The sequence below is a fragment of the Thioalkalivibrio sp. ALgr3 genome, assembly GCF_000377325.1.
Classification (GTDB): domain Bacteria; phylum Pseudomonadota; class Gammaproteobacteria; order Ectothiorhodospirales; family Ectothiorhodospiraceae; genus Thioalkalivibrio.
In genome coordinates, this window is the sequence record NZ_KB897977.1 from 319,438 (window position 1) to 344,952 (window position 25,515).

The 25,515-nt window shown below is 68.3% G+C and carries 25 protein-coding genes and 1 pseudogene; 8 read left to right on the forward strand and 18 right to left on the reverse strand.

Annotated features, from left to right (window positions below):
* Nucleotides 1-43: 43 nt before the first annotated feature.
* Both C998_RS0104150 and C998_RS0104155 read right to left on the reverse strand, forming a co-directional pair.
* Nucleotides 44-1,414 (reverse strand): DUF945 family protein, encoded by a 1,371-nt coding sequence (locus tag C998_RS0104150; protein ID WP_018869596.1) that lies wholly within the window; start codon nt 1,412-1,414, stop codon nt 44-46.
* 2 nt (nt 1,415-1,416) lie between these two features.
* Complete coding sequence (locus tag C998_RS0104155; protein WP_038036659.1) at nt 1,417-2,037, reverse strand: L-threonylcarbamoyladenylate synthase; 621 nt, start codon at nt 2,035-2,037, stop codon at nt 1,417-1,419.
* Nucleotides 2,038-2,151: 114 nt separating this feature from the next.
* On the opposite strand from C998_RS0104155, the gene C998_RS0104160 reads away from it, so the two are divergent.
* A complete protein-coding gene (locus tag C998_RS0104160) occupies nt 2,152-2,448 on the forward strand; it encodes a YciI family protein (RefSeq protein ID WP_018869598.1) in 297 nt (98 codons plus the stop codon).
* Entirely contained in the window at nt 2,449-3,327 is an 879-nt protein-coding gene (locus tag C998_RS0104165) for a peptidylprolyl isomerase (protein WP_018869599.1), read from the forward strand.
* Nucleotides 3,328-3,375: 48 nt separating this feature from the next.
* Here the strand turns inward: C998_RS0104165 and thrC are convergent, their stop codons facing one another.
* From thrC to alaC, 3 genes are all read right to left on the reverse strand, one after another.
* Nucleotides 3,376-4,518 (reverse strand): threonine synthase, encoded by a 1,143-nt coding sequence (thrC, locus tag C998_RS0104170; RefSeq protein ID WP_018869600.1) that lies wholly within the window; start codon nt 4,516-4,518, stop codon nt 3,376-3,378.
* A gap of 37 nt (nt 4,519-4,555) precedes the next feature.
* Entirely contained in the window at nt 4,556-5,863 is a 1,308-nt protein-coding gene (locus tag C998_RS0104175; protein ID WP_018869601.1) for a homoserine dehydrogenase, read from the reverse strand.
* 63 nt (nt 5,864-5,926) lie between these two features.
* Nucleotides 5,927-7,129 (reverse strand): alanine transaminase, encoded by a 1,203-nt coding sequence (alaC, locus tag C998_RS0104180; protein WP_018869602.1) that lies wholly within the window; start codon nt 7,127-7,129, stop codon nt 5,927-5,929.
* A 532-nt stretch (nt 7,130-7,661) separates the two neighbouring features.
* Here alaC and C998_RS0104185 point away from each other — a divergent pair.
* Both C998_RS0104185 and C998_RS0104190 read left to right on the forward strand, forming a co-directional pair.
* Nucleotides 7,662-8,045, forward strand: coding sequence for a magnesium transporter MgtE N-terminal domain-containing protein (locus C998_RS0104185; RefSeq protein ID WP_018869603.1), 384 nt, complete (start codon nt 7,662-7,664; stop codon nt 8,043-8,045).
* An 81-nt stretch (nt 8,046-8,126) separates the two neighbouring features.
* The gene (locus C998_RS0104190) at nt 8,127-8,693 is read left to right on the forward strand and encodes a CPBP family intramembrane glutamic endopeptidase (RefSeq protein ID WP_026279465.1); all 567 of its coding nucleotides are present in this window, start codon (nt 8,127-8,129) and stop codon (nt 8,691-8,693) included.
* Nucleotides 8,694-8,715: 22 nt separating this feature from the next.
* Here the strand turns inward: C998_RS0104190 and C998_RS0104195 are convergent, their stop codons facing one another.
* Nucleotides 8,716-9,096 carry a DUF2237 family protein gene (locus C998_RS0104195; RefSeq protein ID WP_018869605.1) on the reverse strand — a complete coding sequence of 127 codons (381 nt, stop codon included), beginning with the start codon at nt 9,094-9,096 and terminating at the stop codon, nt 8,716-8,718.
* A 162-nt stretch (nt 9,097-9,258) separates the two neighbouring features.
* Here C998_RS0104195 and C998_RS0104200 point away from each other — a divergent pair, with 162 nt between their 5' ends.
* Nucleotides 9,259-11,361: a bifunctional diguanylate cyclase/phosphodiesterase gene (locus C998_RS0104200; RefSeq protein ID WP_018869606.1), complete on the forward strand. Its 2,103-nt coding sequence runs from the start codon at nt 9,259-9,261 to the stop codon at nt 11,359-11,361.
* 4 nt (nt 11,362-11,365) lie between these two features.
* Here C998_RS0104200 and lysS read toward each other — a convergent pair whose 3' ends face one another.
* The 3 genes from lysS to C998_RS0104215 form a co-directional block, all read right to left on the reverse strand.
* Nucleotides 11,366-12,856 (reverse strand): lysine--tRNA ligase, encoded by a 1,491-nt coding sequence (gene lysS, locus C998_RS0104205; protein WP_018869607.1) that lies wholly within the window; start codon nt 12,854-12,856, stop codon nt 11,366-11,368.
* A 17-nt stretch (nt 12,857-12,873) separates the two neighbouring features.
* A protein-coding gene (gene prfB / locus C998_RS0104210; protein WP_099049988.1) for a peptide chain release factor 2 occupies nt 12,874-13,972 on the reverse strand; the annotation gives its coding sequence in 2 pieces (ribosomal slippage) (nt 12,874-13,899 and nt 13,901-13,972; 1,098 coding nt in all).
* 75 nt (nt 13,973-14,047) lie between these two features.
* Nucleotides 14,048-15,028: a hypothetical protein gene (locus C998_RS0104215; RefSeq protein ID WP_018869609.1), complete on the reverse strand. Its 981-nt coding sequence runs from the start codon at nt 15,026-15,028 to the stop codon at nt 14,048-14,050.
* A 170-nt stretch (nt 15,029-15,198) separates the two neighbouring features.
* Between C998_RS0104215 and C998_RS0104220 the strand changes: the two genes are divergently transcribed.
* Nucleotides 15,199-16,764, forward strand: a complete 1,566-nt coding sequence (locus C998_RS0104220) for a DUF255 domain-containing protein (protein WP_018869610.1) — start codon at nt 15,199-15,201, stop codon at nt 16,762-16,764.
* 7 nt (nt 16,765-16,771) lie between these two features.
* Here the strand turns inward: C998_RS0104220 and C998_RS0104225 are convergent, their stop codons facing one another.
* Genes C998_RS0104225 through C998_RS0104235 form a run of 3 tightly spaced genes read right to left on the reverse strand, consistent with a single transcriptional unit; the run spans nt 16,772 to nt 18,718 of the window.
* Nucleotides 16,772-17,002, reverse strand: coding sequence for a hypothetical protein (locus C998_RS0104225; protein ID WP_018869611.1), 231 nt, complete (start codon nt 17,000-17,002; stop codon nt 16,772-16,774).
* On the reverse strand, nt 16,999-17,901 hold the full coding sequence (locus C998_RS0104230; protein ID WP_018869612.1) for a type III pantothenate kinase: 903 nt from the start codon (nt 17,899-17,901) through the stop codon (nt 16,999-17,001). The genes C998_RS0104225 and C998_RS0104230 overlap by 4 nt, the downstream gene beginning before the upstream one ends.
* Entirely contained in the window at nt 17,891-18,718 is an 828-nt protein-coding gene (locus tag C998_RS0104235; RefSeq protein WP_026279467.1) for a biotin--[acetyl-CoA-carboxylase] ligase, read from the reverse strand. The genes C998_RS0104230 and C998_RS0104235 overlap by 11 nt, the downstream gene beginning before the upstream one ends.
* A gap of 99 nt (nt 18,719-18,817) precedes the next feature.
* On the opposite strand from C998_RS0104235, the gene C998_RS0104240 reads away from it, so the two are divergent.
* On the forward strand, nt 18,818-19,594 hold the full coding sequence (locus C998_RS0104240) for a lytic transglycosylase domain-containing protein (RefSeq protein WP_018869614.1): 777 nt from the start codon (nt 18,818-18,820) through the stop codon (nt 19,592-19,594).
* A 7-nt stretch (nt 19,595-19,601) separates the two neighbouring features.
* On the opposite strand, the gene C998_RS0104245 is transcribed toward C998_RS0104240, so the two are convergent.
* The 4 genes from C998_RS0104245 to msrP form a co-directional block, all read right to left on the reverse strand.
* Entirely contained in the window at nt 19,602-19,916 is a 315-nt protein-coding gene (locus tag C998_RS0104245; RefSeq protein ID WP_018869615.1) for a DUF2007 domain-containing protein, read from the reverse strand.
* A 29-nt stretch (nt 19,917-19,945) separates the two neighbouring features.
* Complete coding sequence (locus tag C998_RS0104250; RefSeq protein WP_018869616.1) at nt 19,946-20,569, reverse strand: hypothetical protein; 624 nt, start codon at nt 20,567-20,569, stop codon at nt 19,946-19,948.
* Nucleotides 20,570-20,633: 64 nt separating this feature from the next.
* Nucleotides 20,634-21,266 carry a sulfite oxidase heme-binding subunit YedZ gene (locus C998_RS0104255; RefSeq protein WP_231364951.1) on the reverse strand — a complete coding sequence of 211 codons (633 nt, stop codon included), beginning with the start codon at nt 21,264-21,266 and terminating at the stop codon, nt 20,634-20,636.
* Between the two features lies 1 nt (nt 21,267).
* A complete protein-coding gene (msrP, locus tag C998_RS0104260; RefSeq protein WP_018869618.1) occupies nt 21,268-22,233 on the reverse strand; it encodes a protein-methionine-sulfoxide reductase catalytic subunit MsrP in 966 nt (321 codons plus the stop codon).
* A gap of 581 nt (nt 22,234-22,814) precedes the next feature.
* On the opposite strand from msrP, the gene C998_RS0104265 reads away from it, so the two are divergent.
* Nucleotides 22,815-23,933, forward strand: coding sequence for a GTP-binding protein (locus tag C998_RS0104265; protein WP_018869619.1), 1,119 nt, complete (start codon nt 22,815-22,817; stop codon nt 23,931-23,933).
* A gap of 48 nt (nt 23,934-23,981) precedes the next feature.
* On the opposite strand, the gene C998_RS0104270 is transcribed toward C998_RS0104265, so the two are convergent.
* Both C998_RS0104270 and C998_RS0104275 read right to left on the reverse strand, forming a co-directional pair.
* The gene (locus tag C998_RS0104270) at nt 23,982-24,968 is read right to left on the reverse strand and encodes a succinylglutamate desuccinylase/aspartoacylase family protein (protein ID WP_018869620.1); all 987 of its coding nucleotides are present in this window, start codon (nt 24,966-24,968) and stop codon (nt 23,982-23,984) included.
* Between the two features lie 241 nt (nt 24,969-25,209).
* Nucleotides 25,210-25,515: pseudogene (locus C998_RS0104275) on the reverse strand (hypothetical protein); the annotation flags it as partial.

Sequence of the window (25,515 nt, forward strand, 5' to 3'; positions counted from 1 at the left end):
GATCCTTCCTGATGGTTGACTGATGAGGCTGAGATGGTCGGTGTCAGAACATGCCGCCGGCGGCGGCGAACAGCAGGCCCAGGGCACTGGCGGTGCGGTCCCGCTCGTTGACGTGGATGCGGCCGTCACGCATCGCCAGAGTCCCGCTCAGGATCTCGCCGTCGCGTTCCAGCCAGGCATCCGCCTCGGCCGCGGCCAGCACCCGGCCGAACGGCTCCGGGTCGGTCAGCCCGGCCAGCGACTCCGGCCATTGCAGCCCGACCGCGGCCTGCATGTCCAGCGCGATCGCCTCCACCGGGCGCATGCGGAAACCTTCGGGCGTACCGGAAAAGACCAGGTTGCCCTCCAGCTCCAGCCGCTGCTCCGGCTCGTCGTTCATGATCGCCCCGAGCGTCACCGCCGGGCTGCGTTCCAGCGACTGGCTCACGGCATCGATCATCGCGGCATGGGTGAGATCGCGGCGTTGCTCGGCCTCCTGGCGCCGGTGCGCCGGGTCACGCAGGGTTCCGGCGAGCTGCTCCACGGCTGCGCGGTCCCAGCGCTCCAGCCCCAGCTGCAGATCCATCGGTCCGCTATGGCGCACGAGACGCTGCGTGCCCCGCGTCACCGTCATCCGGTCGATTTCCAGGCGCGCGCGGGCGTCCAGCCGGTCTCCATGGGTGCTCTGGAACGCATTGATCCGGGCACGCTCCATAAGCAGGCTGCCCTCGCATCCCGGACCCGTCCATTCCATCCGGTCGGCCGCCACGCCGCCTTCATAATCCGGAAGCACGCCATAGACCCCGTCGGCGTCCGGCTCCAGCGCCAGGACCTGCCGCAGACCCTCGAACACCAGGGTTCCGTCCGCCTGATCGAGTCGCAGACGCGGGATCGACAGACTCGCCATCGCCTGCTCGTCCGACCAGGCGAACTGCCCCAGCGCGTCCTCGAACTCCAGCCACAGCGGGCCCTCCGCGTCCCGGAGCGGTGCCACTGCCGCCCATTGCGCAACATCCAGGCGCGTATCCTGCACGCGCAGGCGGGTCGTGACGCCGCCACCCAGGCCGGTCCGGCTCTCCGCCTCGGGCGCAAGACGCTGCAGGATCGCGGCCAGCCCGTCATGCTCCGCGAGGGCGTCGTCGAGGGCCGCGTGATCCAGGCGGGTGGCGATCCTCGCGCCCAGCACCCCGTGCTGCACCTCGTGTACCACCGGTAGTTCGTAAGCGTCCTCGCCACGACGCAGGTGCAGTGTTCCTTCCGCACGCGCCTCGCGATAGCCCCGCTCGTAGCGAACGGGCTCGTGACGCAGTTCCAGACCACCCGCCTGCAGCTCCATGCGCGCGTCGAGGGTGCCTTCCACCTGTCCCCCGACATACCAGGGCCACGCCGCACCAATGGCGACCAGCAGAGCGACCAGGATGATCCATTTACGCATGGCTATTCTTCCAGAAAGGCCACGTCCCCGAGGCCCTGTCGCACCACTTCCACGCCGTCACCGGTCAGGTCCAGCACCGTGGTGGCCTCCAGCGTTCCCGCGCCGCCGTCCAGGATCGCGTCCACCGCATGCGCAAGACGCTCTTCGATCTCCCACACCTCGGTCAGCGGGGTATCGTCCCCCGGCAGCTGCAGGGTGGCGGACATCAGCGGCGTTCCGAGTTCCGCCAGCAGCGCGGACACGATGGGGCTGTCCGGCACCCGCAGTCCGATCGTCCGGCGCCTGGGATGCTGCAGCCGCCGCGGGACTTCGCGGGTGGCGGGGAGAATGAAGGTGTAGGGCCCCGGCGTCAGGGTTTTCATCAGCCGAAAGGCGCTGTTGTCCACCTTGGCGTACACCCCCAGTTCGGACAGGTCACGGCACAGCAGGGTGAGATGATGGGTCTCGTCCACCTCGCGGATGCGGCGGATGCGATCGGCGCCGGTCTTGTCACCGGGCAGGCACGCGAGCGCATAACAGGCATCGGTGGGCACGGCGATCACCGCACCTTCCTGCAGCCGGTCGCAGACCTGGCGGATCAGCCGTGGCTGGGGATTCTCGGGGTGGATCGCGAACGTACTCATGGGGAACCGCAGATCGGACAAAGCGCGCAGTGTAGCGCAACTGTGACCCGACCATCACGCCGCACCCGCCCGTGACGTTACAATGCCCGCCTGTCCCCCCGACACGGAATGCCGATGCTCTACATGATCCAGGGCCACGATGCCCCCGATTCGCTGGACGCCCGCCTGGCGGCGCGTCCGGAACACCTGGAACGCCTGCAGGCCCTGCGCGATGCCGGACGCCTGGTGCTGGCCGGTCCGTGCCCCGCGATCGACAGCCCCGATCCAGGGCCGGCCGGTTTCAGCGCCAGCCTGATCGTCGCCGAATTCCCGTCGCTGGAAGCGGCCCGCGAATGGGCCGATGCCGATCCTTATGTCCGGGCCGGGGTGTATGCCTCGGTGGATGTCCGCCCCTTCAAGCAGGTGTTCTGAATGGCCGCATCAACGTTCCCCCTGTCCGCACCCCGCGGCCTGCTCGCGGCCGCGATCCTGGCCGCCGTCACCTCGCTTGCCGCCTGCGGCAACGATGGTCCGTCTGACGAACGCAATGGCCACGAAACCGATGCCGCCACGACGACCGAAGACGCCGAAATCCTCGCGCGCATCGATGGCGAACCGATCACCCGGGCCGATGTTTTTACCTATTCCGGCCTGGACGACGACCCCGGGCTGGCCGGCGATGATGGCGTGATCGACGAACTGATCAGCCTGCGGCTGCTGCGCCAGGAAGCCGAGCGGCGTGGCCTGCACGAGGAAGAAGAAACGCGCCGGATCCTCGAGATGGTCCGCACCAATTTCCTCGCCTCCGAGATGATGGAACGCCTGACGGCCGAACTGGAACTCACGGAGGACGACCTGCGCGCCGAATACGAGCGGCAGGTGGAGCAGATGGCCGCCGAGGAGTACCGCGCCCGCCACATCCTGGTCGAGAGCGAGGAGACCGCCCGGGACCTGCTGGCCGAACTCGAGGACGGGGCTTCGTTTGCCGAGCTGGCCGAAACGCATTCAACCGACCCCGGCTCCGCCCAACGCGGAGGTGACCTGGGCTGGTTCGAAGCCGGCCGCATGGTGCCGGCCTTCAGCGCTGCCGTGCAGCGCCTGGAACCCGGCGAGACGACGACGGATCCGGTGGAAAGCCGCTTCGGCTGGCACCTGATCCGGCTGGAGGAGACGCGCCCGGTCGACCCGCCGCCCATGGAAGACGTGCGGGCCGAACTGATCGAGATCCTGGAAAGCCGCGCGATCCAGGAAGAGATCGAACGCCTGCGCGAGGCCGCCCGGATCGAGATCCCCGAACGACCGGCAAACTGACCCTGCCCGCGGGGCCGGAACCGGCCCCCGGGGTTCAGGCCGACGGCTTCAGGCGAGGTTGTCGCGGATCGCCTGCGACACGGCGTCCAGCTCTGCGGGCACCCGCGTCGGCTGGACCACGCTCTGACTGATCGCGGTGTCCGGGTCCTTGAGGCCGTTGCCGGTGAGCGTGCAGACCACGGTGGACCCCGCCGGGATTCGCCCCGAGCGAATGTCGCGCAGGGCGCCGGCCAGCGAGGCGGCGGAGGCCGGTTCGCAGAACACCCCCTCCTTCTCCGCCAGCAGTTTCTGCGCGGCCAGGATCTCGTCATCCGCGCATTCGTCGAACCAGCCGCCGGACTCTTCGCGCACCTTCCACGCCATGTCCCAGGACTGCGGGTGACCAATGCGGATCGCGGTCGCGACGGTGTCGGGGTCGTCCACCATGGCCCCGCGCATGAACGGCGCCGACCCCGAGGCCTGATAGCCCACCATGTGCGGCCGGTTCCCGACCATGCCGCCCCCGGCGTACTTGCAGTGCCCCTGGCAGTAGGCGCAGGCGTCGGTCACGTCCTCGCTGCTGCGGGCGGCCATCTCGCTGTAGCCGATCCAGTGCGCGGTGATGTTGCCGGCATTGCCCACCGGCAGGCAGTGATAATCCGGTGCCCGACCCAGCTCCTCGATGATCTCGAACGCCGCAGTCTTCTGGCCCTGCAGACGGTACGGGTTGACCGAATTGACCAGGGTCACCGGGGTATTCGAGGCCACTTCCTTGACCAGCCGCATGCCGTCGTCGAAATTCCCGGCGATCTGAATCACCGTGGCCCCGTGCATCATCGCCTGCGCCAGTTTGCCCATCGCGATCTTGCCGTCCGGTATGACCACGAACGCGGTGATCCCCGCGCGGGCGGCATAGGCCGCGGCAGCGGCCGAGGTGTTGCCGGTGGAGGCGCACACGATGGCCCGCGAACCCTCTTCCACCGCGCGGGTGACCGCCATGGTCATGCCCCGGTCCTTGAACGAGCCGGTGGGGTTCAGACCCTCGTACTTGACGTAAATCTCCACCTCGCTGTCCAGCTCGCGGGGAATGTTGTTCAGCCGGATCAGCGGCGTGGCCCCCTCGCCGAGGGAGATCACGCGGGTGTCGTCGTGGACCGGCAGCCGATCGCGGTAGCGGTCGATCAGTCCGGTGTAGCGGTGTCCGTGGGCCATGCGGATTCTCGTGTCGTGGATCGGATCAGTTGGTTGTTCAGAGCGCTTCCATGCGGATACGCGTGATCGGAGTCAGCAGGTGCGGCAGTTGTTCCACCGCCGTGATCGCCTGGTTCATCGCGCCCTCGCGCACGGCGTGCGTCAGCATGATGATGGTCGCCTCGCCCCGTTCCGGGTCGGGCTCGCGCTGCAGGATCGCCTCGATGCTGATGCCATGCTCGCCCAGGATCCGGGTAATGTCGGCCAGTACGCCCGGACGATCCTGGGCACGCAGGCGCAGGTAGAACGAGGTCTGCACATCCTCCAGCGCCAGCACCGGGCGTTCCGACAGCGCGTCCGGCTGGAACGCCAGATGCGGCACGCGATTCTCGGGGTCGGTGGTCAGCGCGCGCACCACGTCCACCAGATCGGCGACCACGGCCGAGGCGGTCGCCTCGGCACCGGCTCCGGCGCCGTAGTACAACGTGGGCCCCACCGCGTCGCCCTGCACCAGCACGGCATTCATCACCCCGTCCACATTGGCGATCAGCCGGCGTTCCGGGATCAGGGTCGGATGCACCCGCAGTTCGTAGCCGTCCGGCATGCGCCGCGCGATGCCCAGATGCTTGATGCGGTACCCCAGCTCCGCGGCGAAGCCCACGTCCTCGCGGGTGATGCCGCTGATGCCCTCGACCGCCACGCGGTCGAACTGCAGCGGGATCCCGAACGCGATGGACGCCAGGATCGCCAGCTTGTGGGCGGCATCGATGCCCTCCACGTCGAAGGTCGGATCGGCCTCGGCGTAACCCAGCGACTGGGCCTCCGCCAGCACGTCTTCAAAGTCACGACCCTTGTCGCGCATCTCGGTCAGGATGAAGTTGCCGGTCCCGTTGATGATCCCCGCCAGCCATTCGATACGATTGCCCGCCAGGCCCTCGCGGATCGCCTTGATGATCGGGATGCCGCCGGCGACCGCTGCCTCGAACGCCACCATCACGCCGCGCGAATGGGCGCGCTCGAAGATCTCGTTGCCGTACAGGGCGATCATCGCCTTGTTCGCGGTGACCACGTGCTTGCCGGCGTCGATCGCCCGCAGGACCAGGTCGCGCGGGGCATCGGTTCCGCCCATCAGCTCGACGATCACCTCCACTTCCGGGTCCTCCACCACCGACGCCGGATCGGTGGTCAGGCGGATCCCCGTGGTGTCGCAGTCACGCTCCCGTTCGATGTCGCGGGCGGCGGCCGCCACCACTTCAATGCCGCGGCCGGCGCGCCCGGCGATGTCGGTCCCGTTGCGGGCCAGCACGTTCACCGTGCCGCAGCCCACCGTTCCCAGTCCGAGAATTCCGATCTTTACCGGCGTCATATGATCCTGTTTCCCTGATCGTCCGGATGCACCGCATCCGGGTTTTGGTCTTCGAATGCCTGGTTACGCGGAGGCATCGGCGAGGACGGAATCCGCCCGGAACATCGCCTTGATCCCCCGCAGGGCCTGGCGCGTGCGCTGCTCGTTCTCGATCAGCGAGAAGCGCACGTGATCATCCCCGTAGGAACCGAAACCAATGCCCGGCGAGACCGCCACCTTCGCGTCCCGCAGCAGTTTCTTGGCGAACTCCAGCGACCCCATCTCGCGATAGGGCTCCGGGATCGGAACCCAGACGAACATGGTCGCCTTCGGCTTCTCCACCGCCCAGCCGAGCTTGTTCAGGCCGTCGCACAGCACGTCGCGACGCACGCGGTACGTCTCGCGGATCTCGTCGACACAGTCCTGCGGCCCTTCCAGTGCGGAGATCGCCGCCACCTGAATGGGCGTGAAGGTGCCGTAGTCGAGATACGACTTGATGCGCGCCAGGGCCGCCACCAGCGTGGGATTGCCGCACATGAACCCGACCCGCCAGCCGGGCATGTTGTAGGTCTTGGACAGGGTGTAGAACTCCACCGCGATGTCCTTGGCGCCCGGCACTTCGAGGATCGACGGGGCCCGATAGCCGTCGAACGCGATCTCGGCGTAGGCCAGATCGTGCACGATCCAGATCCCGTGCTCGCGGCAGATCTCCACCACCCGTTCAAAGAACTCCAGATCCACGCACTGCGTGGTCGGATTCCCCGGGAAATTCAGGATCAGCATCTTCGGCTTGGGCCAGGAATCGCGGATCGCGCGCTCCAGCTCGGCAAAGAAATCGACGTCCGGCGTCAGCGGCACGTGGCGCACGTCGGCGCCGGCGATTACGCAGCCATAGGGGTGGATGGGATACGCCGGGTTCGGCACCAGCACCGCATCTCCCGGCCCCAGGGTGGCCAGCGCCAGATGCGCCAGGCCTTCCTTGGAGCCAATGGTCACGATCGCCTCGGTTTCCGGATCGAGCTCCACGTCGAAACGATCCTGATACCAGCGGGTGACGGCACGGCGCAGGCGCGGGATCCCGCGCGACACCGAATAACGGTGGGTGTCCCCGCGCTGCACCGCCTCGGTCAGCTTGTCGACGATGTGCTTCGGGGTGGGCTGATCCGGGTTACCCATGCCGAAGTCGATGATGTCCTCGCCGCGAGCTCGAGCCTCGGCCTTCAACTCGTTCACGATGTTGAAGACGTAGGGGGGCAGTCGCTCGATGCGGGGAAAGACGTCGGTCACGGGTCGATTCCTGATTGGGCCCGGGATCACCGGGCGTAGGCTTTGCGGCGCTGGCGACCGGCGCGATCAGGGTACGCGCACCCTGATCCGGCGCGCGCCGGGAAACGGGTCAAACTATAACCCGCACCGAAACCTGTCAACGCATTCCGCCGCAAGGCTTGTTTCGCCACCCGCGCTTTGGCTATGATTCGCGCCCGTTCGTGGCCGGGTGCCACGAGCGCATGTTGAGCCATACGAGGTATGACGACACCCATGGACAGTTGCAGTTGCCGATGCACGAAGGCCGCCGGCGCGGCGGATGACGTGTATCCAGCTGTCCGTCGGACCCGGACCCGCCGCCTCCTCGTCTGAACGAGGCCCCGGAACCCGGTCCGTCGTGACCTGGATACACGCCGGATCACGGGTTCCCGCACATCCCGGTAGCGACCGGGTCGTGCCTGCCCCACCGCCCGCTCCCCGATCGGGGACCTCCGGACGGCCTTCGCATCGTGTTGTTGGTTGATTTCACTGAATCGATGCGAGGAGACCGAAGATGACCGAACTGGCAATGGACACCGTGCAGGATTTCCCCACGGCCACTGAATTCCGCGGCGATCATGCCGTTGGGGGCGTGCACTGGGCCGACATGCGTCCCGACCCCGCCGTGGCGGGTATCCAGGGCGCGCTGGACGCCGGCCAGCTGGCCGCCGCCCGCATGCGCTTCCTCAAGCTGACTGAACGGGCGCAGGCCGAGGTGCTGCAGGCGCTGGATCCCGATACCCTGGCACGGCTTGCAGACCGTCTGCCCAGCCATGGTCTGGCGCAGGCCTGCGAACACCTGGCGGAGTCCGAGCGCCGTGACGTGCTCGGTGCCCTGCCCGGCGGCAAGCGTCACGGCGTGCGCGTGATCCTCGACCACCGCGCGCGCCTGGCCTGAGGCAAAGCCCCGGGCGGACGGCCGGCCGCGGCGATCGCCCGGCCGGCCCGCCCGCAACCAACCATTGCCCCTCCCGCCACCTTGCGACCGTTCATCGCCCGTCATCCACTGCTCGCCGGAGCCCTGTTCCAGGGTGCACTCATCCCCGTGGCGTTCGCGCTAGCGGCGCTCGCCGGAGTGCCGCTGCTGGGCGCGATGGACTGGAGCATCGAGGCCGTGGCCCTGGGCCTGCTGGTCACCACCCCGATGTTCCTGCTGGTCGCCGTGCTGGGCTGGACCGACCACCCGGCGTTTCGCGACATTCGGGCACAGCTGCAGGAATTCCTGGATCTGCTGTTTCGCGGGGCCCCGGCCGGCTCGGTAGTGCTGATCGCGGTGCTCGCCGGGGTCGGCGAGGAGCTCCTGGTACGCGGCGTGCTACAGCAGTGGCTGGGTCTGCACCTGCCGCCCGGGGCCGCGATCCTGCTGGCCTCGGTGCTGTTCGGGCTGGCGCACTACGTAAGCCATCTGTACTTCGTCTTCGCCACCCTCATCGGCCTGTATCTCGGCTGGGTGTACCACGTGACCGAGAACCTGGTGGTGGTGATGATCGCGCACGCGGCCTACGACTGGGCGGTCATCCGCTGGTATCTGGCCCGCCCCGTCTGAGGCGCCCGCGAACGCGTCCGCGCTACTCTGCCGGATCCCGCGCGTGCGCCTGCAGTACGTCCAGCGGGATGATCGCCAGGGTCTCCTCGTGGGTCGCCCGCAGATACACCCCCGGCGCCACGCCGGCCCGATACGCCTCCACCCAGCGGCCGGCGCACAGGCACCACCGGTCTCCGGGCTTGAGCCCGGGGAAGCCGAAGGCCTCCATCGGCGTCACCAGATCGTTGCCCTGCGCCAGGGAATAATCGAGAAACGCCTGCGTCACTTCGGCACAGACCGTATGGATGCCGGTGTCGTCGTGTCCGGTGGCACAGCGCCCGTCGCGATAGAACCCGGTCACCGGGTCGCGGCCACAGGGCTCGAGTTCCTCACCGAAGACATTGCGCGAGGCAAAGGGCTGCATTGATGGCTCCCTGAGTACGGATTCAGATTCACAAGGATACCCGATCTGCGCATGGTGTTTCGCGCAACCGGACTCGCCGGGCGGATCCGGCGCGATTGCACCGGGCGAATTTCCATCTCCATAATGAGCCAATGGCGATCGGGCACCAGGCAGGGATCAAGGATGAAAACGGATCAACATCAATACGGGCCCGACGATACGCTGGTCATCGATTACCGCAGCCTGATCGAGGACCACCCGCACATCATCACGGTCTACCGGCCCGACACCACCATCCTGTTCGCCAATCGCATGGCGCGGGAATACTTCGGGGCGGATCTGGTCGGCCGGCGCTGGATCGAGGATCTGCCCCCCGAACACCAGGAGGCCAACCTCGCCGACCTGGCGCGCTTCACGCCGGAACAGCCGGTCCGGATCATCGAAAACCCGGTCATTCGGGCGGACGGTACCCGGCGCTGGGTCGAATGGACCTCCCGCGCCTTCTTCGACGAGCACGGGCGGCTCACCCACCTGCAGACCCTGGGCATCGACTCCACCGAGCGCCACCAGGCCCGCGAAGCGCTGGAACAGCGCGAGGCCGAACTCGCCGAGGCGCAACGCATCGCCCATCTGGGTTCCTGGATCTCGGATTTCGAAAACAACGAGATCCGCTGGTCGGACGAGGTCTACCGCATCTTCGGCATGACCCGGGAGCAGTGGGGCGCCAGCCACGAGTCGTTCATGGCGGCCGTTCACCCCGACGACCGGGAGCGGGTCCAGCAGGCGATCAATGCCGCCCTGCGTCCGGACGGTCCGGAATATGACATCGAACACCGCATTCGCCGCCCGGACGGCACCACGCGGGTGGTCTATCAGCGCGGCACCGTGCGTTTCGACGAGCAGGGCCGTCCACGGCGCATGGCCGGGATCGTGCACGACATCACCGAACGCCGCGAGACCGAAGACCGACTGCAATACCTGACCTGGCACGACCCCCTGACCGGCCTGCCCAACCGCGAACTGTTCCTGCAGCGGCTTAACCAAAGCATGGAATACGCCCGCGACCGCGGTTCGCCCTTGCTGATCCTCCATCTGGGCCTCGACCGCTTCAAGGGGATCAACGAAGGGCTCGGCCACGCCGCCGGCGACGCGCTGCTGCAGCGGGTCAGCCAGCGTCTGGCAGGCGCCCTCGAGGAAGGCGACACCCTGGCCCGGATCGGTGGCGACGAATTCGGCATCGTGCTGGGTCACAGTGCCGAGGCCGAAACCCTGGTCCGGCAGGCGGCCGGCCTGGTGGATCATTTGAAGGAACTCTTCGCGATCGATAGCGAAGAGGTCTACGTCCCCGGATCGGCCGGGGCGGCCCTCTACCCCGACGATGGCAGCGAACCCGACGAGCTGTTGCGCCGCGCCGGTGCCGCCATGGATCAGGCCAAGCGGGAAGGCGGTAACGGGCTGCGTTTCTGCTCCGGCGAACGCAACACCACGGCGCGCGCACGGGTCGCCCTGGAAGGCCAGCTCCGGCGCGCCGTCTACCGCCAGGAAGGCTTCTTCCTGCACTATCAGCCGCGGGTCGAGGCCGGGAACGGGCGCATTACCGGTCTCGAAGCCCTCCTCCGCTGGCAGGATCCCAATGGACAGGTGCTGTCGCCGGGGACCTTCATCCCGGTACTGGAAGAAACCGGACTGATTCGGGAACTGGGCGAATGGATCCTGCGCGAGGCCTGCCTCCAGCATCAGCGCTGGAAGGCCAGCGGACTGCCCTCGCCACGGATCTCCATCAACCTGGCCGCTCCGCAGTTCCGGGACCAGGATCTGCCGCGCCGGATCCGCCGGATCCTCGCCGAAACCGGCACGCCGGCCGATGCGCTGGAGCTCGAGGTAACCGAGAGCATGCTGATGGCCGACATCCAGCGGGTCATCCACACCCTGGGGGCATTTCGCGACATGGGGCTGCGGGTGGCCCTGGACGACTTCGGCACCGGGTACTCGTCACTCGCCTACCTCCAGCGTTTCCCGCTGGACGTGCTCAAGATCGACCGCAGCTTCGTGCGCGACCTCGACAATGGCGGCAGCGGCAAGGCCATCGTACGTACGGTCCTCAGCCTCGCCGAAAACCTGAACCTGGAGACCGTCGCCGAAGGGGTGGAAAACATCGAACAGCAGCGTTTCCTGGAAGCCGCCGGCTGTGGCACGCTCCAGGGGTTCCTGGTCGCCCGCCCTGCTCCCGCGGCACAGTGCGCCGGACTCCTCGTGCGGGGCGTCATCGCCCGGGACGAATGCTGAGCAATCAGGCCTCCGGGCGCATGTGCGGGAACAGCAGCACGTCGCGGATGGAGCTGGAGTCGGTCAGCAGCATCACCAGGCGGTCGATCCCGATGCCCTCCCCGGCAGTGGGCGGCAGGCCGTACTCCAGGGCACGGATGAAGTCGGCATCGAAGTGCATCGCCTCGTCGTCACCGGCGTCCTTCTCCGCGACCTGCTCACGGAAACGCTCGGCCTGATCCTCGGCGTCGTTGAGCTCGGAGAAGCCGTTGGCGATCTCGCGCCCGCCGACGAACAGCTCGAAGCGGTCGGTGACGAACGGGTTGTCGTCGTTGCGCCGGGCCAGCGGCGAGACCTCGGTGGGATAGGCGGTGATGAACGTCGGGTCGTGCAGCTGATTCTCTGCGGTGGCCTCGAACAGCTCGGTCCACAGCTTGCCAAGCCCGACCCCCGGCTTCACCTCGATGCCCTTGCGCTCGCAGTGCGCACGCACGCGCTCGATGTCGTCCAGGTCGGCGTCCGCGATGTCGTCGTTGTGGGCGACGATCGCCTCGCGCACGGTCATGCGCGCGAAGGGCCGGCCGAACTCGTAGGTCACGCCCTGGTATTCCACGGTGGTGGTCCCCAGCACGTGCTCGCACAGCCCGCGCAGCAGCGCCTCGGTGCGATCCATCAGCGCATGGTGATCCACGAAGGCCTCGTAGAACTCCAGCATGGTGAACTCGGGGTTGTGCCGCGTGGACAGCCCCTCGTTGCGGAAATTGCGGTTGATCTCGAAGACCTTCTCGAACCCGCCCACCACCAGGCGCTTGAGGAACAGCTCCGGGGCCACGCGCAGGTACAGCGGCATGTCCAGCGCATTATGGTGGGTGACGAACGGACGTGCAGTGGCCCCGCCCGGGATCACCTGCATCATCGGGGTCTCCACCTCGAGAAAACCCGCGTCCTCGAAGTAGTCACGGATGAAGCGGATGATCCGCGTACGCCGCCGGAACAGCTCGCGCGATTCCGGACTGGTGATCAGGTCCACGTAGCGCTGGCGGTAGCGCGCCTCCTGGTCGGTCAGGCCGTGGAACTTCTCCGGCAGCGGCCGCAGGGCCTTGGTCAGCAGGCGGAATTCGGTCAGGTTGACGGTCAGCTCGCCGGTCTTCGTGCGGAACAGCGTGCCGCGCGCGCCGACGATGTCGCCCAGATCCCACTGCTTGAAGGCCGCATAAACCCCTTCCGGCAGGGCATCGCGCTGCACGAACAGCTGGATGTCGCCACTCATGTCCCGCAGGCGCACGAAACTGGCCTTGCCCATCACCCGTTTGCCGATCATGCGCCCGGCCACGCAGACCTCGATACCCTCGGCCTCCAGCGCCTCGCCTTCGGTCTCGCCGTGCGCGGCATGCAGCTCGCCCGCAAGGGCATCACGGCGGAAGTCGTTGGGGAAGGCGTTGCCGGCCGTGCGCAGCTCGTCGAGCTTGGCGCGGCGCTGCGCGATCAGCTTGTTCTCGTCGGTGGTTTCGGTCATCGAGGGTTTTCCGGGGGTTACAGCCCGCTCTTCAGGCTGGCTTCAATGAAGGGATCGAGGTTGCCGTCGAGCACGCCCTGGGTGTTGCCGACCTCCACGCCTGTGCGCAGATCCTTGATCCGCGACTGGTCCAGGACATAGGAACGGATCTGGCTGCCCCAGCCGATGTCCGACTTGGTCTCTTCCTGGGCCTGTTTGGCCGCGTTCTGCTCCTGGATCTTCTGCTCGTACAGCTTGGCCCGCAGCTGGTTCATCGCCATCTCGCGGTTCTTGTGCTGCGAGCGTCCGGCCTGACAGGCGGCCACGATGCCCGTGGGTTCGTGGGTGATACGCACCGCCGAGTCGGTGGTGTTGACGTGCTGCCCGCCGGCCCCGGAGGAACGGTAGGTATCCACGCGCAGGTCGGAGGGATCGATCTCGATCTCGATGTTCTCGTCCACCTCGGGCGAGACGAACACCGACGCGAACGAGGTATGGCGCCGGTTGCCGGAGTCGAACGGCGACTTGCGCACCAGGCGGTGAACGCCGGTCTCGGTGCGCAGCCAGCCGAATGCATGGTCGCCCTCGACACGCACCGTCGCGCTCTTGATCCCCGCGGTCTCGCCCTCGGAGAGCTCGGTGACCTCCACCTTGAAGCCCTTGCTCTCGGCCCAGCGCAGATACATCCGCAGCAGCATGTTGGCCCAGTCCTGCGCCTCGGTGCCGCCGGAACCGGCCTGGATGTCGACGTAGGCATTGGCCTCGTCCATCTCGCCGGAGAACATGCGGCGGAACTCCAGGGCCTCGACACGGGCGGTCAGCCCCGCGACATCCGCCTCGACCGAAGATACGGTTTCCGCGTCATCGTCGGCCTCGGCCATCTCCAGCAGTTCGCGACTGTCCTTCAGTGCATCCGTGATCTCGCGGATGTTGAGGACGATGCCCTCCAGCTGGGCCCGTTCCTTGTTCAGGGCCTGGGCCTGCTCCGGTTGATTCCAGATGTCCGGGTTTTCTTCCAGCTCGCGCTGGACTTCTTCCAGCCGTTCTTCCTTGCCAGCGTAGTCAAAGATACCCCCTCAGGCCGTCGATGCGGCCTTGCAGGTCTTCGATCCGGCTGTAGAGCGGACTCAGTTCCATGGTGTTTCCCCGTGCGGAAAAAGCCCGGGAGTATACCAAGCCCGGCCGCCTGCGTGGTATCACTCATGCATGGAGTTACAGACCGGGCCAGGGCATCCGCCGGCGCCACAGCGCCCAGGTATCGCGTCCGCGCAGGATGCGACGCGGGCCCTCCGCCGGTGGCAGCAGCGGATCCTCGATCTCCAGACGCCCGGTGCGACCGAAGCGCAGGCCGGCGGCGCGCGGGGCGATGACCTCGAGCACCAGCGAGGACAGCAGCTCGGCCATGCGTTCCGGGCTCGCCGGACCGTCCAGCGAATCCATCACGATCACGTCGCCACCCGACGCCGGATCGGGATTCCAGTCCGCCCCCGCGGTCTCCGCCAGCCAGCGGGCATGGATGCCGCCACCGGCGACCTGCACGGACGGCGCGGCGGGCAGCGGCTCGCCCGGCGACCAGAACCACAGCCCCTGCACCGGATCCAGACCGCTCTGTTCACGCTGCTGGTTGACCGGATGCTGAAACCAGGCCATCTGGATCGCGTTGCCCAGCACCTGCAGGCTGCGGGCGGCCTCGCTGTCCAGGCCGGCGGCCGGCATCGGCCGGCCCCAGCCTGCCGACGGGCTGCGGGCGCCGTCGGCACCCGCGGCGGCCATCGACAGCAGCCACAAGCCCTGCGGCGACTGATCCAGCCGCGCCCCGACCTTTTCCAGCTCCGGTGCGGCGGCCGCCCAAAGGGCCTCCCGATCGGTATCGGCGACCCCGTCCACCGGGCGGGCGGTCAGGTCCCGCATGCCGGCATTCAGTGCTACCGGACTGGCCAGCCAGGTACGCAAGGCGGACCCCGTCTCTCCTCCGTTTCCGGGTTCCGTATATCCCAGCGCCTGCGCGAGGGTCCGCTCCCAGCCGGGCGGTTCGTCCGGTCGCACCCCCGTGACGGTTTCAGCGGGCGTCGCCGCGCGCGAACGCGCGAGCAACTGCCGCAGCCAGCGTACCGCCAGCCCGCCGCCCCCGGCGGCGCGTGCCGCCACCAGGGCATCGCGCAGCCCCGGCACCAGAATCCGCACGTCGCTCATCGCAGCCACCTCCGCGGAACAGCCAACCGCGCGCTTTCGTCTCTCATGCAAGGCCCCCTAGGATGAACCCGGGCATGGTAGCAGCCGAGCGCGGCGATCATGGAGAAGCCCCGCAGCCAGGGTCTATGCTTTACGAAAGAATCGACCGCAACGCGGTCCGGGAGCCCGATATGGGAACCGCAACTCAACACGTTTCATCCGCCCGCAACGGCTTGCGCGCCGCGGGTACCCTGCTGATCGCGGCGCTGTGGCTGTTCGTCGGTGCGGCGCCGGCGGAAGACTACCCCGCGGATTCGCAGATCGAGTGGAACAGCTTCGACCCCGAACTGTTCGACCGGGCCGAGGATCAGAACCAGCCGCTGTTCTTCTACTTCCACGGGCAATGGTGCACCTGGTGCATCGACTTCCAGAACGAGTCGCTGGAAAACCCCATGGTGGTGGACATCCTGAACGAGGAGTACATCCCGGTCCTGATCGACCTGGATCGGCGCGCCGACCTCTTCACGCGCTATGGCGGCCGCGGTCTGCCCTTCGTGGTCATCACCACCCCGGACGATGACGTGATCTCGCGCTTCACCGGGCATATCCGCGCCGACGGCCTGTACCGGATCCTGGAGCGCCAGCAGCGGGTGGTGTCGGTGACGGGGCGCGAGGAAACCCCCGCCGAGGAACCGATCACCACGGTCGGCGGCTTTCTTGAAATGCTCGACCAGGTGTACGTCGCCGACGCCGACCGCCTCAGCGGCAGCGCGCTGTTCGGCACCCTGAGCAAGCGCCCGCAACCCTGGACCTACCGCTTCCTGCTGGATCAGGAGGAATGGACCGGGCGCATGCCGGGTCTGCTGGATCAGGTGGCCGAAGACCTGCACGACCCGGTGGATGGCGGCTTCTTTTTCTTCTATGACTTCGACCAGCGCGACCCGGACCGGGCCCTGGAGACCTCCAAACGCCTGGATCAGAATGCCGCGTTCCTGTGGCTGTTCGCCCGCGCCTGGGAAGAAACCGGCGATGAACGCTACCGCGAGATCGCGGAAGACGTGATCCGCTGGCTGCGCGATGCGATGTGGGACGAGGACCAGCGGCGCTTCGGCAACTCCCAGTATGCCGACAATGCCTATTACCGACTGGATCCGGATGAACGCCGCGCCACCGATCCGCCGCGGGTCGACCGCACGACCTACGCCCATACCTCGGGGCAGGCCATCGCGGCACTGGCCGCCAGTGCGCGGATCTTCGACGATGACGAGCTGTTCGAGTGGTCCGACACCGCCCTGCGCGGCGTGGATGCCTATCTGGGCATCCCGGCGGGTTTTCTGCATGCGGTCACCGACGAGGGCCAGCCCGAACTGGAAGGCTATCTGCCCGCGCAGATCTGGCCGGAAATCGCCCGTCTGGAACTGCGCCGGGCCGCCCGGGCGCTGGAGCGCGATCCGACGGACACCGCCGCCGGCGAACCCGACCCGCAGGCGCGCCTGGACCGGCTGCAGCCGTTCTTCAACGAGGATCTGAACGCTCATGCCGAACGGCTGGGCGGGGAACTCGAACCCTGGACCGAGGTGCCCACCCAGGCCGCACTGGCCTGGTGGCTGCATTACCTGCCGGCGGAGGCGGTGGCGGCCAGCCACGTGGACCCGGCGGCCGTGGAAGGCCAACTGCAGATCCATCCGGGTGCCGACCCCGATGACATCGCGCTCGGATTCGACGCCCTGCAGCGCGGCATGCCGGGCGAGGATTAAGAAGCGATCATTCCCCGCCCCCGGCCGACGCGGAGGGGTCCTCCCGGGCCTCCAGGCGCTGGCGCAAACGCTCCGCGTCGGCCCCGGTGCGCACCTCCAGCACCTCGATGCCTTCGCCCCCGACCTCCGGGGGCGGAGCATCGGACCAGGGGTCCGGATCCAGGTGTCCGCTCTGGTAGGCCCAGCCCAGATAGCCAAGGTTGGCCAGCAGCAACGCAAAAATCGTCCAGCGCATCATTCCCCCGCCCTCCCCGTGCGTGACTCGTCCGCCTGCTCCAGCCCGGCGAGCACGGCCAGCCCGTCCAGCACGGGCCGGGGATCCATTCTGACCGGCCCCGGCAGATCCTCCATCAGCATCCGGGCATCCCCCCCCGTCAGGAGACAGACCGGCACGCGCGCCACCCCCGCAGAGCCGGTACTCCCCTCCTCGGGGTACGGGGTGTCCACGAGCGATTCACGGCCGGCCGCCACCACGGCCGCCACGCCCGCCGCCCAGGCCGTGGCCCAGCCCCGGTCCAGCGCCGTGGCCGTACTCTGCCCCGGCGAGCGCTCGGGCCACGGATCAAAACCGGCGCCCGGCGCACGCGGGGCGATGCGGTCGCTCAGCAGCTTCTGCATCCCGGCCCAGCCACCGTGCAGCCCCGGCAGGATGTAACCCCCGAGATGCACACCGTCGGCGCGCAGCACGTCCACGGTGACGGCGGTTCCGGCATCCACCAGCACCACCGGCTGCCCCGGGTCGCGCGCGCGCGCCGCCAGCAGGGCACAATAACGATCCACGCCCAGCTGGCCGTGGGCATATCGCGACACCAGCACGCCCGACTGCGCCGCCGCCCCGCGGCCCACGCCGGACTCCGCCTCCAGACGGGGTTCCACCTCCTCGACCGTCAGACCGGGCCAGGCCGTGGCCAGGGCCTCGCGCAGGCGCTGCGAGCGCTCCGGTGCCCCGACCCGCGCCAGCCATGCGGCCACCGGCGGAAACGACACCGTCCGCGCCAGCTCCGCCACGCCGGCCGCGATATCGGCGTCGGCACCGCTGGCCTGTTCCACCCCGGACGCGTCGCGCAGGGACCATTTGAGGCGGCTGCTGCCCAGATCCAGCAGTAGCGTCAGGCCCGGGTTCCCGTCACTCGGCATGATTCCACCTGCGCACGCTGACCTCTCCGGAATGCAAAGCCTGTTCCTCGCCCCGTTCCCCGCTTTCTTCGCCGCGCACCCGGAGCGTGCCGGCCTGCGGATCGATCCCCAGCGCGAGGAATCGCTCGCCGGTCTCCAGGCGTTCCACGCGCTGCCCGGCCAGCACATCCACGGCGCCCAGCCGCTCGCCAGCCTGACTCAGACCGTGTGCCATCAGCCATGGATGCGCCTCAAGCAGACTCGCGGCGAGGCGCCCCGCCAGTTCCAGCCAGCCCGGCGGCGGGACACCCTGCGCGGCCAGGTCGGTCACCGCACGCCCCAGCTGCAGACGCTGCGACCCGGCGCGGTTCAGTCCCACTCCCGCCACCAGCCGCCCGCCGACACCGTTGGCGACACGCGGCGCCTGCTGCTCGACCAGGATGCCCCCCAGCTTGGCTTCGCCGACCACCAGATCATTGGGCCATTTCAGGCCGACGGCGGCGTAGCCCAGTTCGTGCAGGGTCTCGCCGAGCACCAGTCCGGCGCCCACCGGCCACGCCGGCGGCACCTGCTCACCCGGTTCCAGCGGCCACGCCACGGACAGTGCAATGCCGTCTTCCGGGTGCCCGACCCAGTCCCGGCCACGACGGCCCCGACCGGCGGTCTGCTCGCGCGCCAGACACACCCGTCCGGCCCGCGGCAGCGCCTCGGCGGACACGTCCTCCAGGAGATAGCGGCTGGTGGAATCCACCCGATCCAGGACTTCCACCCGGGCCGGCCCCGCGTGCGCGGATTCATCGCGCAAAAGGCCTTCCAGCGCCGTGGTTTCCGGCCTCATAATGGCGGCAGTCGAAGAGAAGGCGGTCATGGGGATCGGCAGATCGACGGGAGAACCGGCTTGAACACGGTCCATCATCTTACGGCGTTGCGCAGGGGGTTGTCCGCCCTGACCCTCGTGGTCGGGTCACTGGCCCTGGCAGGGGGCCTCGCGGCCCCGCTACCGGCGCAGGCCGATTTCTACACCTGGATCGATGACGATGGCGCCCGCGTCATCAGTGACGAACCGCCCGAACACGGCGATTACGAGGACGTTCCCGGTCCCTCGTCCACGCGCGGCAACACGGCCACCGGCGGTGACGACGGCTGGTCGCCGACCGAGATCTTCGTCTTCGAGGGGCCCGACGGCGAACGTCTGGTCACCAACCTGCGCAATCAGGGGCCCGGCATGGAGCTGATCGCCCAGTACGGCCGTCCGCCGGCGCGCGCCCGCTGCGGCCGCAACGCGCAACGGGCGATGGCCAGCGGCGGCGGGGAATACGCCGACATCATCCACGACGCCGCCGGCCGCGAAGGCGTGGATCCGGAACTCGTCCTGTCGGTGATCCACGTGGAGTCCTGCTTCGATCCCGAGGCCGTGTCACGGGTGGGCGCCCACGGGCTGATGCAGCTGATGCCGGCCACCGCGGCGGAGCTGGGGGTGACCGACCGTTTCGACCCGGTCCAGAACGTCCAGGGCGGTGTGCGCTATCTGGCCGCCATGCTGCAGCGCTTCGACGGCGACCTGGACCTGGCCCTGGCGGCCTACAACGCAGGTCCGGGTGCGGTGGAACGCCATGGCGGTGTCCCGCCCTACGAGGAAACCCGCGAATACATCCGCCGCATCGGTCGGCACTACAACGGCGACCAGCCGCTGGTCCGCGCCGGCTCCGGCTGACGCCGCTTCAGCGCCGCTCGCGCCCGCAGTTCCAGCACTGGGTGAACTGCGGCTCGATCCGCTCGCCGCAGCTCGGGCAGGTCCATTCGGTCGCGTCACCCACCGGATCGCCCTCGAGGTATTCCATCACCAGTTCCCGCGCCTCGGTGGCCTGCTCCTCGTGCACCACCACGATGCGCGCCCAGCACTCGTTGGGCGGGATCTCGCCCGAGGCGCCGTAGAGCCCGGCCTGATGCACGTGGGCGGGAATCCCCGCGTCGTTGAGCATGCCGCCGATGAACTCGGCCATTACCGGATCGGCGTTGTGGTAGACGGTCTTCATGGATCAGTGTTTCCCATGCCCGCCCGGCGCTACTGGACCGTGCCCTGGTTGGCGGCCTGGAAGTACTCCATGGCCTTCTGGATGGCGTACATCGGCCCGTCATCCATCGCCTCGCGGGTATGCGGCAACTGAATGTCGGCGTGGTACTTGCGCAGCGCCAGCACATGGATCGGCAGCTCGCGACCGAACTTGTCGTTGGCATAGTTGAAATGCTGCGCCAGTCCCAGCACCAGATGCACCCGATCGTTCGCCTCCAGTGACTCGGGCGACACGGCGACCTCCGGCATCTGTCCCACCTGCCCGGCCACCTGCACCTCGATGCGGCGGTCGCCGTCGGCCGGTGCGGGGCGTTCCGTCTCGTCGGTCACCAGTTTCAGGTTCTCGGAGAGGTCCAGATAGCCCTTGTTCAGGATGTGCTGGTGCGGCTGAAACACCTTGCTGGACATGTTCACCGCCCACAGCTCGAGGATCTCCTTGAGATCCTGCGCCGGCTGGGTGTCACCCAGCGCGAACAGCTGCTGCGCGTAGAGGATGTCCCACACCCATACCTGCCCGTATTCGGGCAGCTCGTCGCCGGATTCGTCCACCGAAACCGTCTGCAGCTCGGGCTGCTCGGGATCGGGGGCATGCAGGGTGAGGGTGAAGGTGGCCAAGGAACTGCTCCATTCGGACGTTTTCCCCATTGTAGCGATGCGACGCCGACCGCGGGGAGATCTTTCATCCCGCCCGGGGCCTTCGCACCGGCTGCAGGGCCCGCCACAGTCGCCAGCCGAGCAGCACCGCCAGCACCCCGGCATAGATCCCCACCTCGACGTAGTCCGCGCCGCGGGTCAGCCACAGCACGTGCAGGATGGCCAGCCCGCCCGCCGCGTAGGCCAGGCGGTGCAGGCGCGGCCACCAGCGTCGCAGCCGCCGCTGCGCCCCGCGCGTGGAGGTCACCGCCAGCGCCAGCAGGATCACCCAGGCGGTGAACCCGACGGTGACATAGGGCCGGTGACGGATATCGTCGAGGATCAGTACCCAGTCAAAGAACAGATCCAGCCCGACCCAGACCAGCAGATGCGCGCTGACCCAGGCAAAGGCCACCAGCCCCAGCATCCGCCGCAGCGCGCTGATCCAGGCCAGGCCGGTCCACTGCCGCAGCGGCGTGACCGCGAGCGCCACCAGCAGCGCGATCATCGCGTGGGTGCCGGTATCCGCCAGCAGCCGCTCGATCGGGTTGACCCCGAGACCGCCGAACCACCCGGCCGCGCGCAGGGCGATCCACACCCCCGGCGCCAGCGAGGCCGCCAGCACCAGGGTCCACACCCCGCGCGGCGGGCGGGCCGATGCGCGCCGGCTTCCCCTCAACTCAGAACTTCTCGGTCAGATCCATGCCCTCGTACATCGAGGCGACCTCTTCGCCATAGCCGTTGAACATCTCGGTGCGACGACGGCGGAACTCGCCGATGCGGCGCTCGGTGGCCTGCGACCAGCGCGGGTGGTCCACGTCGGGGTTCACGTTGCTGTAGAAGCCGTACTCGTTCGGCTGCATGCGGTTCCACGAGGTCGGAGGTTCGTCCTCGACGAAGCGGATGCGCACGATCGACTTGATGCTCTTGAAGCCGTATTTCCACGGCACCACCAGCCGGATCGGCGCCCCGTTCTGGTTGGGCAACACGTGATCGTACATCCCCACCGAGATGATCGTCAGCGGATGCCGCGCCTCGTCCATGCGCAGCCCTTCCACGTACGGCCACTCGAGCACGCTGCGACGCTGCCCCGGCAGGTTGTCCGGGTCGTGGATGCTTTCGAAGGCGACGTACCGGGCGCTGCCGGTCGGCTCGGCGCGGTCGATGATGCGGTTGAGCTCGAAGCCGATCCACGGGATCACCATCGACCAGCCTTCCACGCAACGCAGGCGATAGATCCGCTCCTCCAGCGACCAGGGATCGATGAAATCTTCCAGCGCATACTCCCCGGGGTTGTCGCAGAGCCCCTCCACGCGGATGCTCCAGGGATCGGTCTGCAGCTTGTCCGCCAGGCGGTGCGGATCTTCCTTGCCGGTACCCAGCTCGTAGAAGTTGTTGTAGGTGGTCGCGTCCTCGAACGGGGTCAGCGATTCGTCGGTGGAGAACTCGCCCGGCTCCGCGTCCAGGGGCTGCAGCTCGTCGCGCAGGTCCGCACCCGCCGGGCCCGCAAGCCCCAGCGCCCCCAGGCCCAGCCCCGCCCCGAGGGCCAGACCGCCCTTCATGAACTCGCGGCGGCGCCGGTAGACCGCCTCGGGCGTCACCTCGCTGCGCGGGATCTCGCTGCGGCGGCGCACTCGTATCAGCATGGGGCACTCCTCGCTCAAGGATCTGTACCAATCGACCCCGCAGCGGCGTGTGAGTTCGCGCGCCCGGACAATACCGACCAAGCCGCGAAGCGCCCACCCCGTCATTGCGAGGAACCGAAGCTCTGCCCTCCCCTCCACCCCGTCATTGCGAGGAGCCGAAGGCGACGCGGCAATCGGTCAAAGATGCCTGCACCCTGGCACAGACGGCTTCGGAGGAGATCGCCACGTCGCTGCGCGACTCGCGATGACGGGAATCCACCCCTCCACACCGTCATTGCGAGGAGCCGAAGGCGACGCGGCAATCGGCCGAAGCTGGCTGCACGCCGGGACAGGTGGCTTCGGATGGAGATCGCCACGTCACTGCGCGACTCGCGATGACGGGGAAAAGGAGGGCCATGCGAATCGCGATGACGGGGACGCGAATGGCGTCGCGCGAACACGAACGGGGGCGGGTGCGTAAACGGGTTCGCGAACCGGTGCGGGTGCGGGTACGAATCAAACGATCGCGCCGGGTCCGGTCACCGCGGGATCCGCGAACCACCACTGTTATCATGTTTCACCGTCGCACCACGGAGACCGCCATGAGCCGCACAGAACCCGCCCATCGAGACATCCCGGTCAACCTTGTCACCGGCTTCCTCGGGGTCGGCAAGACCACCACCATCCGCGCCCTGCTGGCCCAGCGTCCGCAGGACGAACGCTGGGCGGTACTGGTCAACGAATTCGGCGAGATCGGCGTGGACGGCGGCCTGCTGGCCGACACCGGCGTGCGCACCGAGGAGATCCCCGGCGGCTGCCTGTGCTGCGTCTCCGCGCAGATGTTCACCGTGGGCCTCAACCGTCTGATCCGCCAGCAGCAGCCCGACCGCATCCTGATCGAGCCCACCGGCCTCGGGCATCCGGCCGAAATCATCCGCACCCTGACCGCCCCGCCCTACGACACCGCGCTGGATCTGCGCGCGACCGTCACGGTGATGGACGCACGCCACCTCGCCTCGCCGCGCCACCGCGAGCACCCCAACTGGAACGACCAGATCGCGGTGGCCGACGTGCTGATCGCGAACAAGGCCGACGCCTGGAGCGAGGCCGACCGCGAAGCCCTGCACGAGTTTGTGGCCAGTCTTCCTGCCCCGCGCCCGCAGGTGATCGAGACCCGCAAGGGGCACATCGATGCGACGCTGCTGGATGCCGCGCGCCTGGAGCACGGCGGGGCCCTGTTCCCGGAAGCCCGGGCGTACCTGTCCGCCACCGCGGACGATGGCCATGACCACGGCCATGACCACGGCCACGAACACGATCACGACCATGGGCATGAACACGAACATGACCATGCGCCCGCATCCGACACGGGCGACTGGGTTGTGATCGACAACCGCGGCGACGGATTCGTCGGCCGGTCGTGGCGCTTCCCGGCGTCCATCGTGTTCGATCACGCGGCGCTGGAGGCCCTGATCCGGGAACAGGACGCGGACCGCCTCAAGGGCGTGCTGCAGACCGAACGCGGCTGGCAGCAGATCAACCGGGTGGAGCGCGATGGCGGACTGGAAGCCCTGACGACGCCCCCGGACACCACCCCGCCCCGTCTGGAACTGATCCGTGCCGAAAGCGGCGACCGCGGCGGCCGCGAGGAGCTCGAGGCGCTCAACGCCGTGGACCGCGCCCTGCGGCGCGCCGCCCGACTGCCCGCGGACGACGACTGAGCCGCCAACGCCCCGTTCAGGCCCCGGGGTCTACTGCAGACCCGGGGCCTACTGCGGACCGGGGGGCACCTCGCGGTCGCTGAACTCCGCGCGGTAGAACCACTCGTTCCCCGGCAGACTGTTGGGGTTGGGGAACACGATGAAACCGTCCTCCGGCGCGCGCACCTCGGTGCCATCGGCGCGCACGCCGATCAGATCACCGCGGGTCAGCGGATCGAAACTCTTCCACTCGCGGGCGAAGGCATCATCCGGGTGGTCGCGGTCGATCACCTCCACCAGGCGCAGCACCTCGGGGTCGGCCTGCCCGGGCGTGGCGCGCTGCGGCAGCATCGCCAGCTGAGCCAGCGCGTTGATGATGGCTTTGTAGGCCACCTCCGGCGCCTGCGGGTCGTCATGCTGGCCGCATTCCAGGGTCACCCCGTAGCCGCCCTGGCTGCGCATGTACTCGGTGGTGCCGATGCCATAGCTCGGATCGGTGGACAGGATCTGCGCCCGGTGGCTGGCGTTGGGGTTCTTCATGCGCTTCTCCACCCCGCGTGCATAGGTGTCCAGCCAGCCCTCCACCATGCGCCGAGGTCCCAGGCAGGCCGCCAGCGCCTGCTCCTCGGCCGCCTGCGAGAACGGCTCCAGCTCGCCGTCGTTGTCACGCGGGCCGAGCATGATGAACGGCTGCCCGCCGGTGTGGAACGAGTGCAGGTCCAGCAGGACATCGTGCGCGGCCAGCAGCGGACACAGCCGGTTGGCGATGCGATCCTCGAAATCCTGCGGATCCTCGGTCACCCGCAGGTTGCGGTTGAGATTGCGCTCGCCCATGCGCTGGTTGCGCTGCACCGCCAGCGGGTTGGTGCGCGGCACCAGCGTGAGCGTGCCGCGCAGCAGCTCGCGTTCGCCGGATTCCAGTTCCGCCTGCAGCCGCTCGGTCGCCTCGGTGCCGCACAGCTCGTTGCCATGCACCGCACCCAGCACGATCAGGCGCGGCCCGGGCTCCAGGCCGTGGAAGGTGACGGATTTCAGCGCCGTGGGCTGACCGGACATGCGCACACTCCTGCTTGCGTGGAAAAGGCGCAGTCTAGCGACCGTCCCCGCGATCCTCCAGCCACAGGCCAGAATGACGATTATCAAGGGCAAGCACACCCCCCAAAACCAACGCCGACAAGCAAGAAAACCTTCGGACGGCTGCCACAGCAGGCGACAGTAATCGTGGGGGCTAGCCCGAAGCTGGCGAAGGCATCGGACCAGGCATACACGCCAGAGGCGTCATGACAGCGGCCCCGGTTCATCCCGCCGGGTCCGGGTGGAGTCGGGCCTGCTGTTGGCGGTAGGCGTCCATGCCGATGCGGCCGATCTGCGGGGTGAGTTGGCAGCGTTGATTTCGCCAGGGGAAGCGGGCCTGGGCCCTTCGGCGTTCGGCGCCCTCGCCGGACTTCCAGGCCTCCAGATCGAGGTCGCGCCAGAAGCGCGGGTCGCGGCCGGTCTGGCGGTCGTGCTCGGCAGTCACCGGGTCGCGGGCGCGGAACGGCTCCAGGCGGGGCACGTCCGGCATGGGCTGGGTGATGTCCATGTAGCGCTGGATCATGTCCCA

Excerpts from the sequence above, each read along its gene's own strand:
- C998_RS0104150 (WP_018869596.1), bottom strand. The coding sequence starts at position 1,414 with ATGCGTAAATGGATCATCCTGGTCGCTCTGCTGGTCGCCATTGGTGCG.
- C998_RS0104155 (WP_038036659.1), bottom strand. The coding sequence starts at position 2,037 with ATGAGTACGTTCGCGATCCACCCCGAGAATCCCCAGCCACGGCTGATC.
- C998_RS0104160 (WP_018869598.1), top strand. The coding sequence starts at position 2,152 with ATGCTCTACATGATCCAGGGCCACGATGCCCCCGATTCGCTGGACGCC.
- C998_RS0104165 (WP_018869599.1), top strand. The coding sequence starts at position 2,449 with ATGGCCGCATCAACGTTCCCCCTGTCCGCACCCCGCGGCCTGCTCGCG.
- thrC (WP_018869600.1), bottom strand. The coding sequence starts at position 4,518 with ATGGCCCACGGACACCGCTACACCGGACTGATCGACCGCTACCGCGAT.
- C998_RS0104175 (WP_018869601.1), bottom strand. The coding sequence starts at position 5,863 with ATGACGCCGGTAAAGATCGGAATTCTCGGACTGGGAACGGTGGGCTGC.
- C998_RS0104185 (WP_018869603.1), top strand. The coding sequence starts at position 7,662 with ATGACCGAACTGGCAATGGACACCGTGCAGGATTTCCCCACGGCCACT.
- C998_RS0104195 (WP_018869605.1), bottom strand. The coding sequence starts at position 9,096 with ATGCAGCCCTTTGCCTCGCGCAATGTCTTCGGTGAGGAACTCGAGCCC.
- C998_RS0104200 (WP_018869606.1), top strand. The coding sequence starts at position 9,259 with ATGAAAACGGATCAACATCAATACGGGCCCGACGATACGCTGGTCATC.
- lysS (WP_018869607.1), bottom strand. The coding sequence starts at position 12,856 with ATGACCGAAACCACCGACGAGAACAAGCTGATCGCGCAGCGCCGCGCC.
- C998_RS0104215 (WP_018869609.1), bottom strand. The coding sequence starts at position 15,028 with ATGAGCGACGTGCGGATTCTGGTGCCGGGGCTGCGCGATGCCCTGGTG.
- C998_RS0104220 (WP_018869610.1), top strand. The coding sequence starts at position 15,199 with ATGGGAACCGCAACTCAACACGTTTCATCCGCCCGCAACGGCTTGCGC.
- C998_RS0104225 (WP_018869611.1), bottom strand. The coding sequence starts at position 17,002 with ATGATGCGCTGGACGATTTTTGCGTTGCTGCTGGCCAACCTTGGCTAT.
- C998_RS0104230 (WP_018869612.1), bottom strand. The coding sequence starts at position 17,901 with ATGCCGAGTGACGGGAACCCGGGCCTGACGCTACTGCTGGATCTGGGC.
- C998_RS0104235 (WP_026279467.1), bottom strand. The coding sequence starts at position 18,718 with ATGAGGCCGGAAACCACGGCGCTGGAAGGCCTTTTGCGCGATGAATCC.
- C998_RS0104245 (WP_018869615.1), bottom strand. The coding sequence starts at position 19,916 with ATGAAGACCGTCTACCACAACGCCGATCCGGTAATGGCCGAGTTCATC.
- msrP (WP_018869618.1), bottom strand. The coding sequence starts at position 22,233 with ATGCTGATACGAGTGCGCCGCCGCAGCGAGATCCCGCGCAGCGAGGTG.
- C998_RS0104265 (WP_018869619.1), top strand. The coding sequence starts at position 22,815 with ATGAGCCGCACAGAACCCGCCCATCGAGACATCCCGGTCAACCTTGTC.
- C998_RS0104270 (WP_018869620.1), bottom strand. The coding sequence starts at position 24,968 with ATGTCCGGTCAGCCCACGGCGCTGAAATCCGTCACCTTCCACGGCCTG.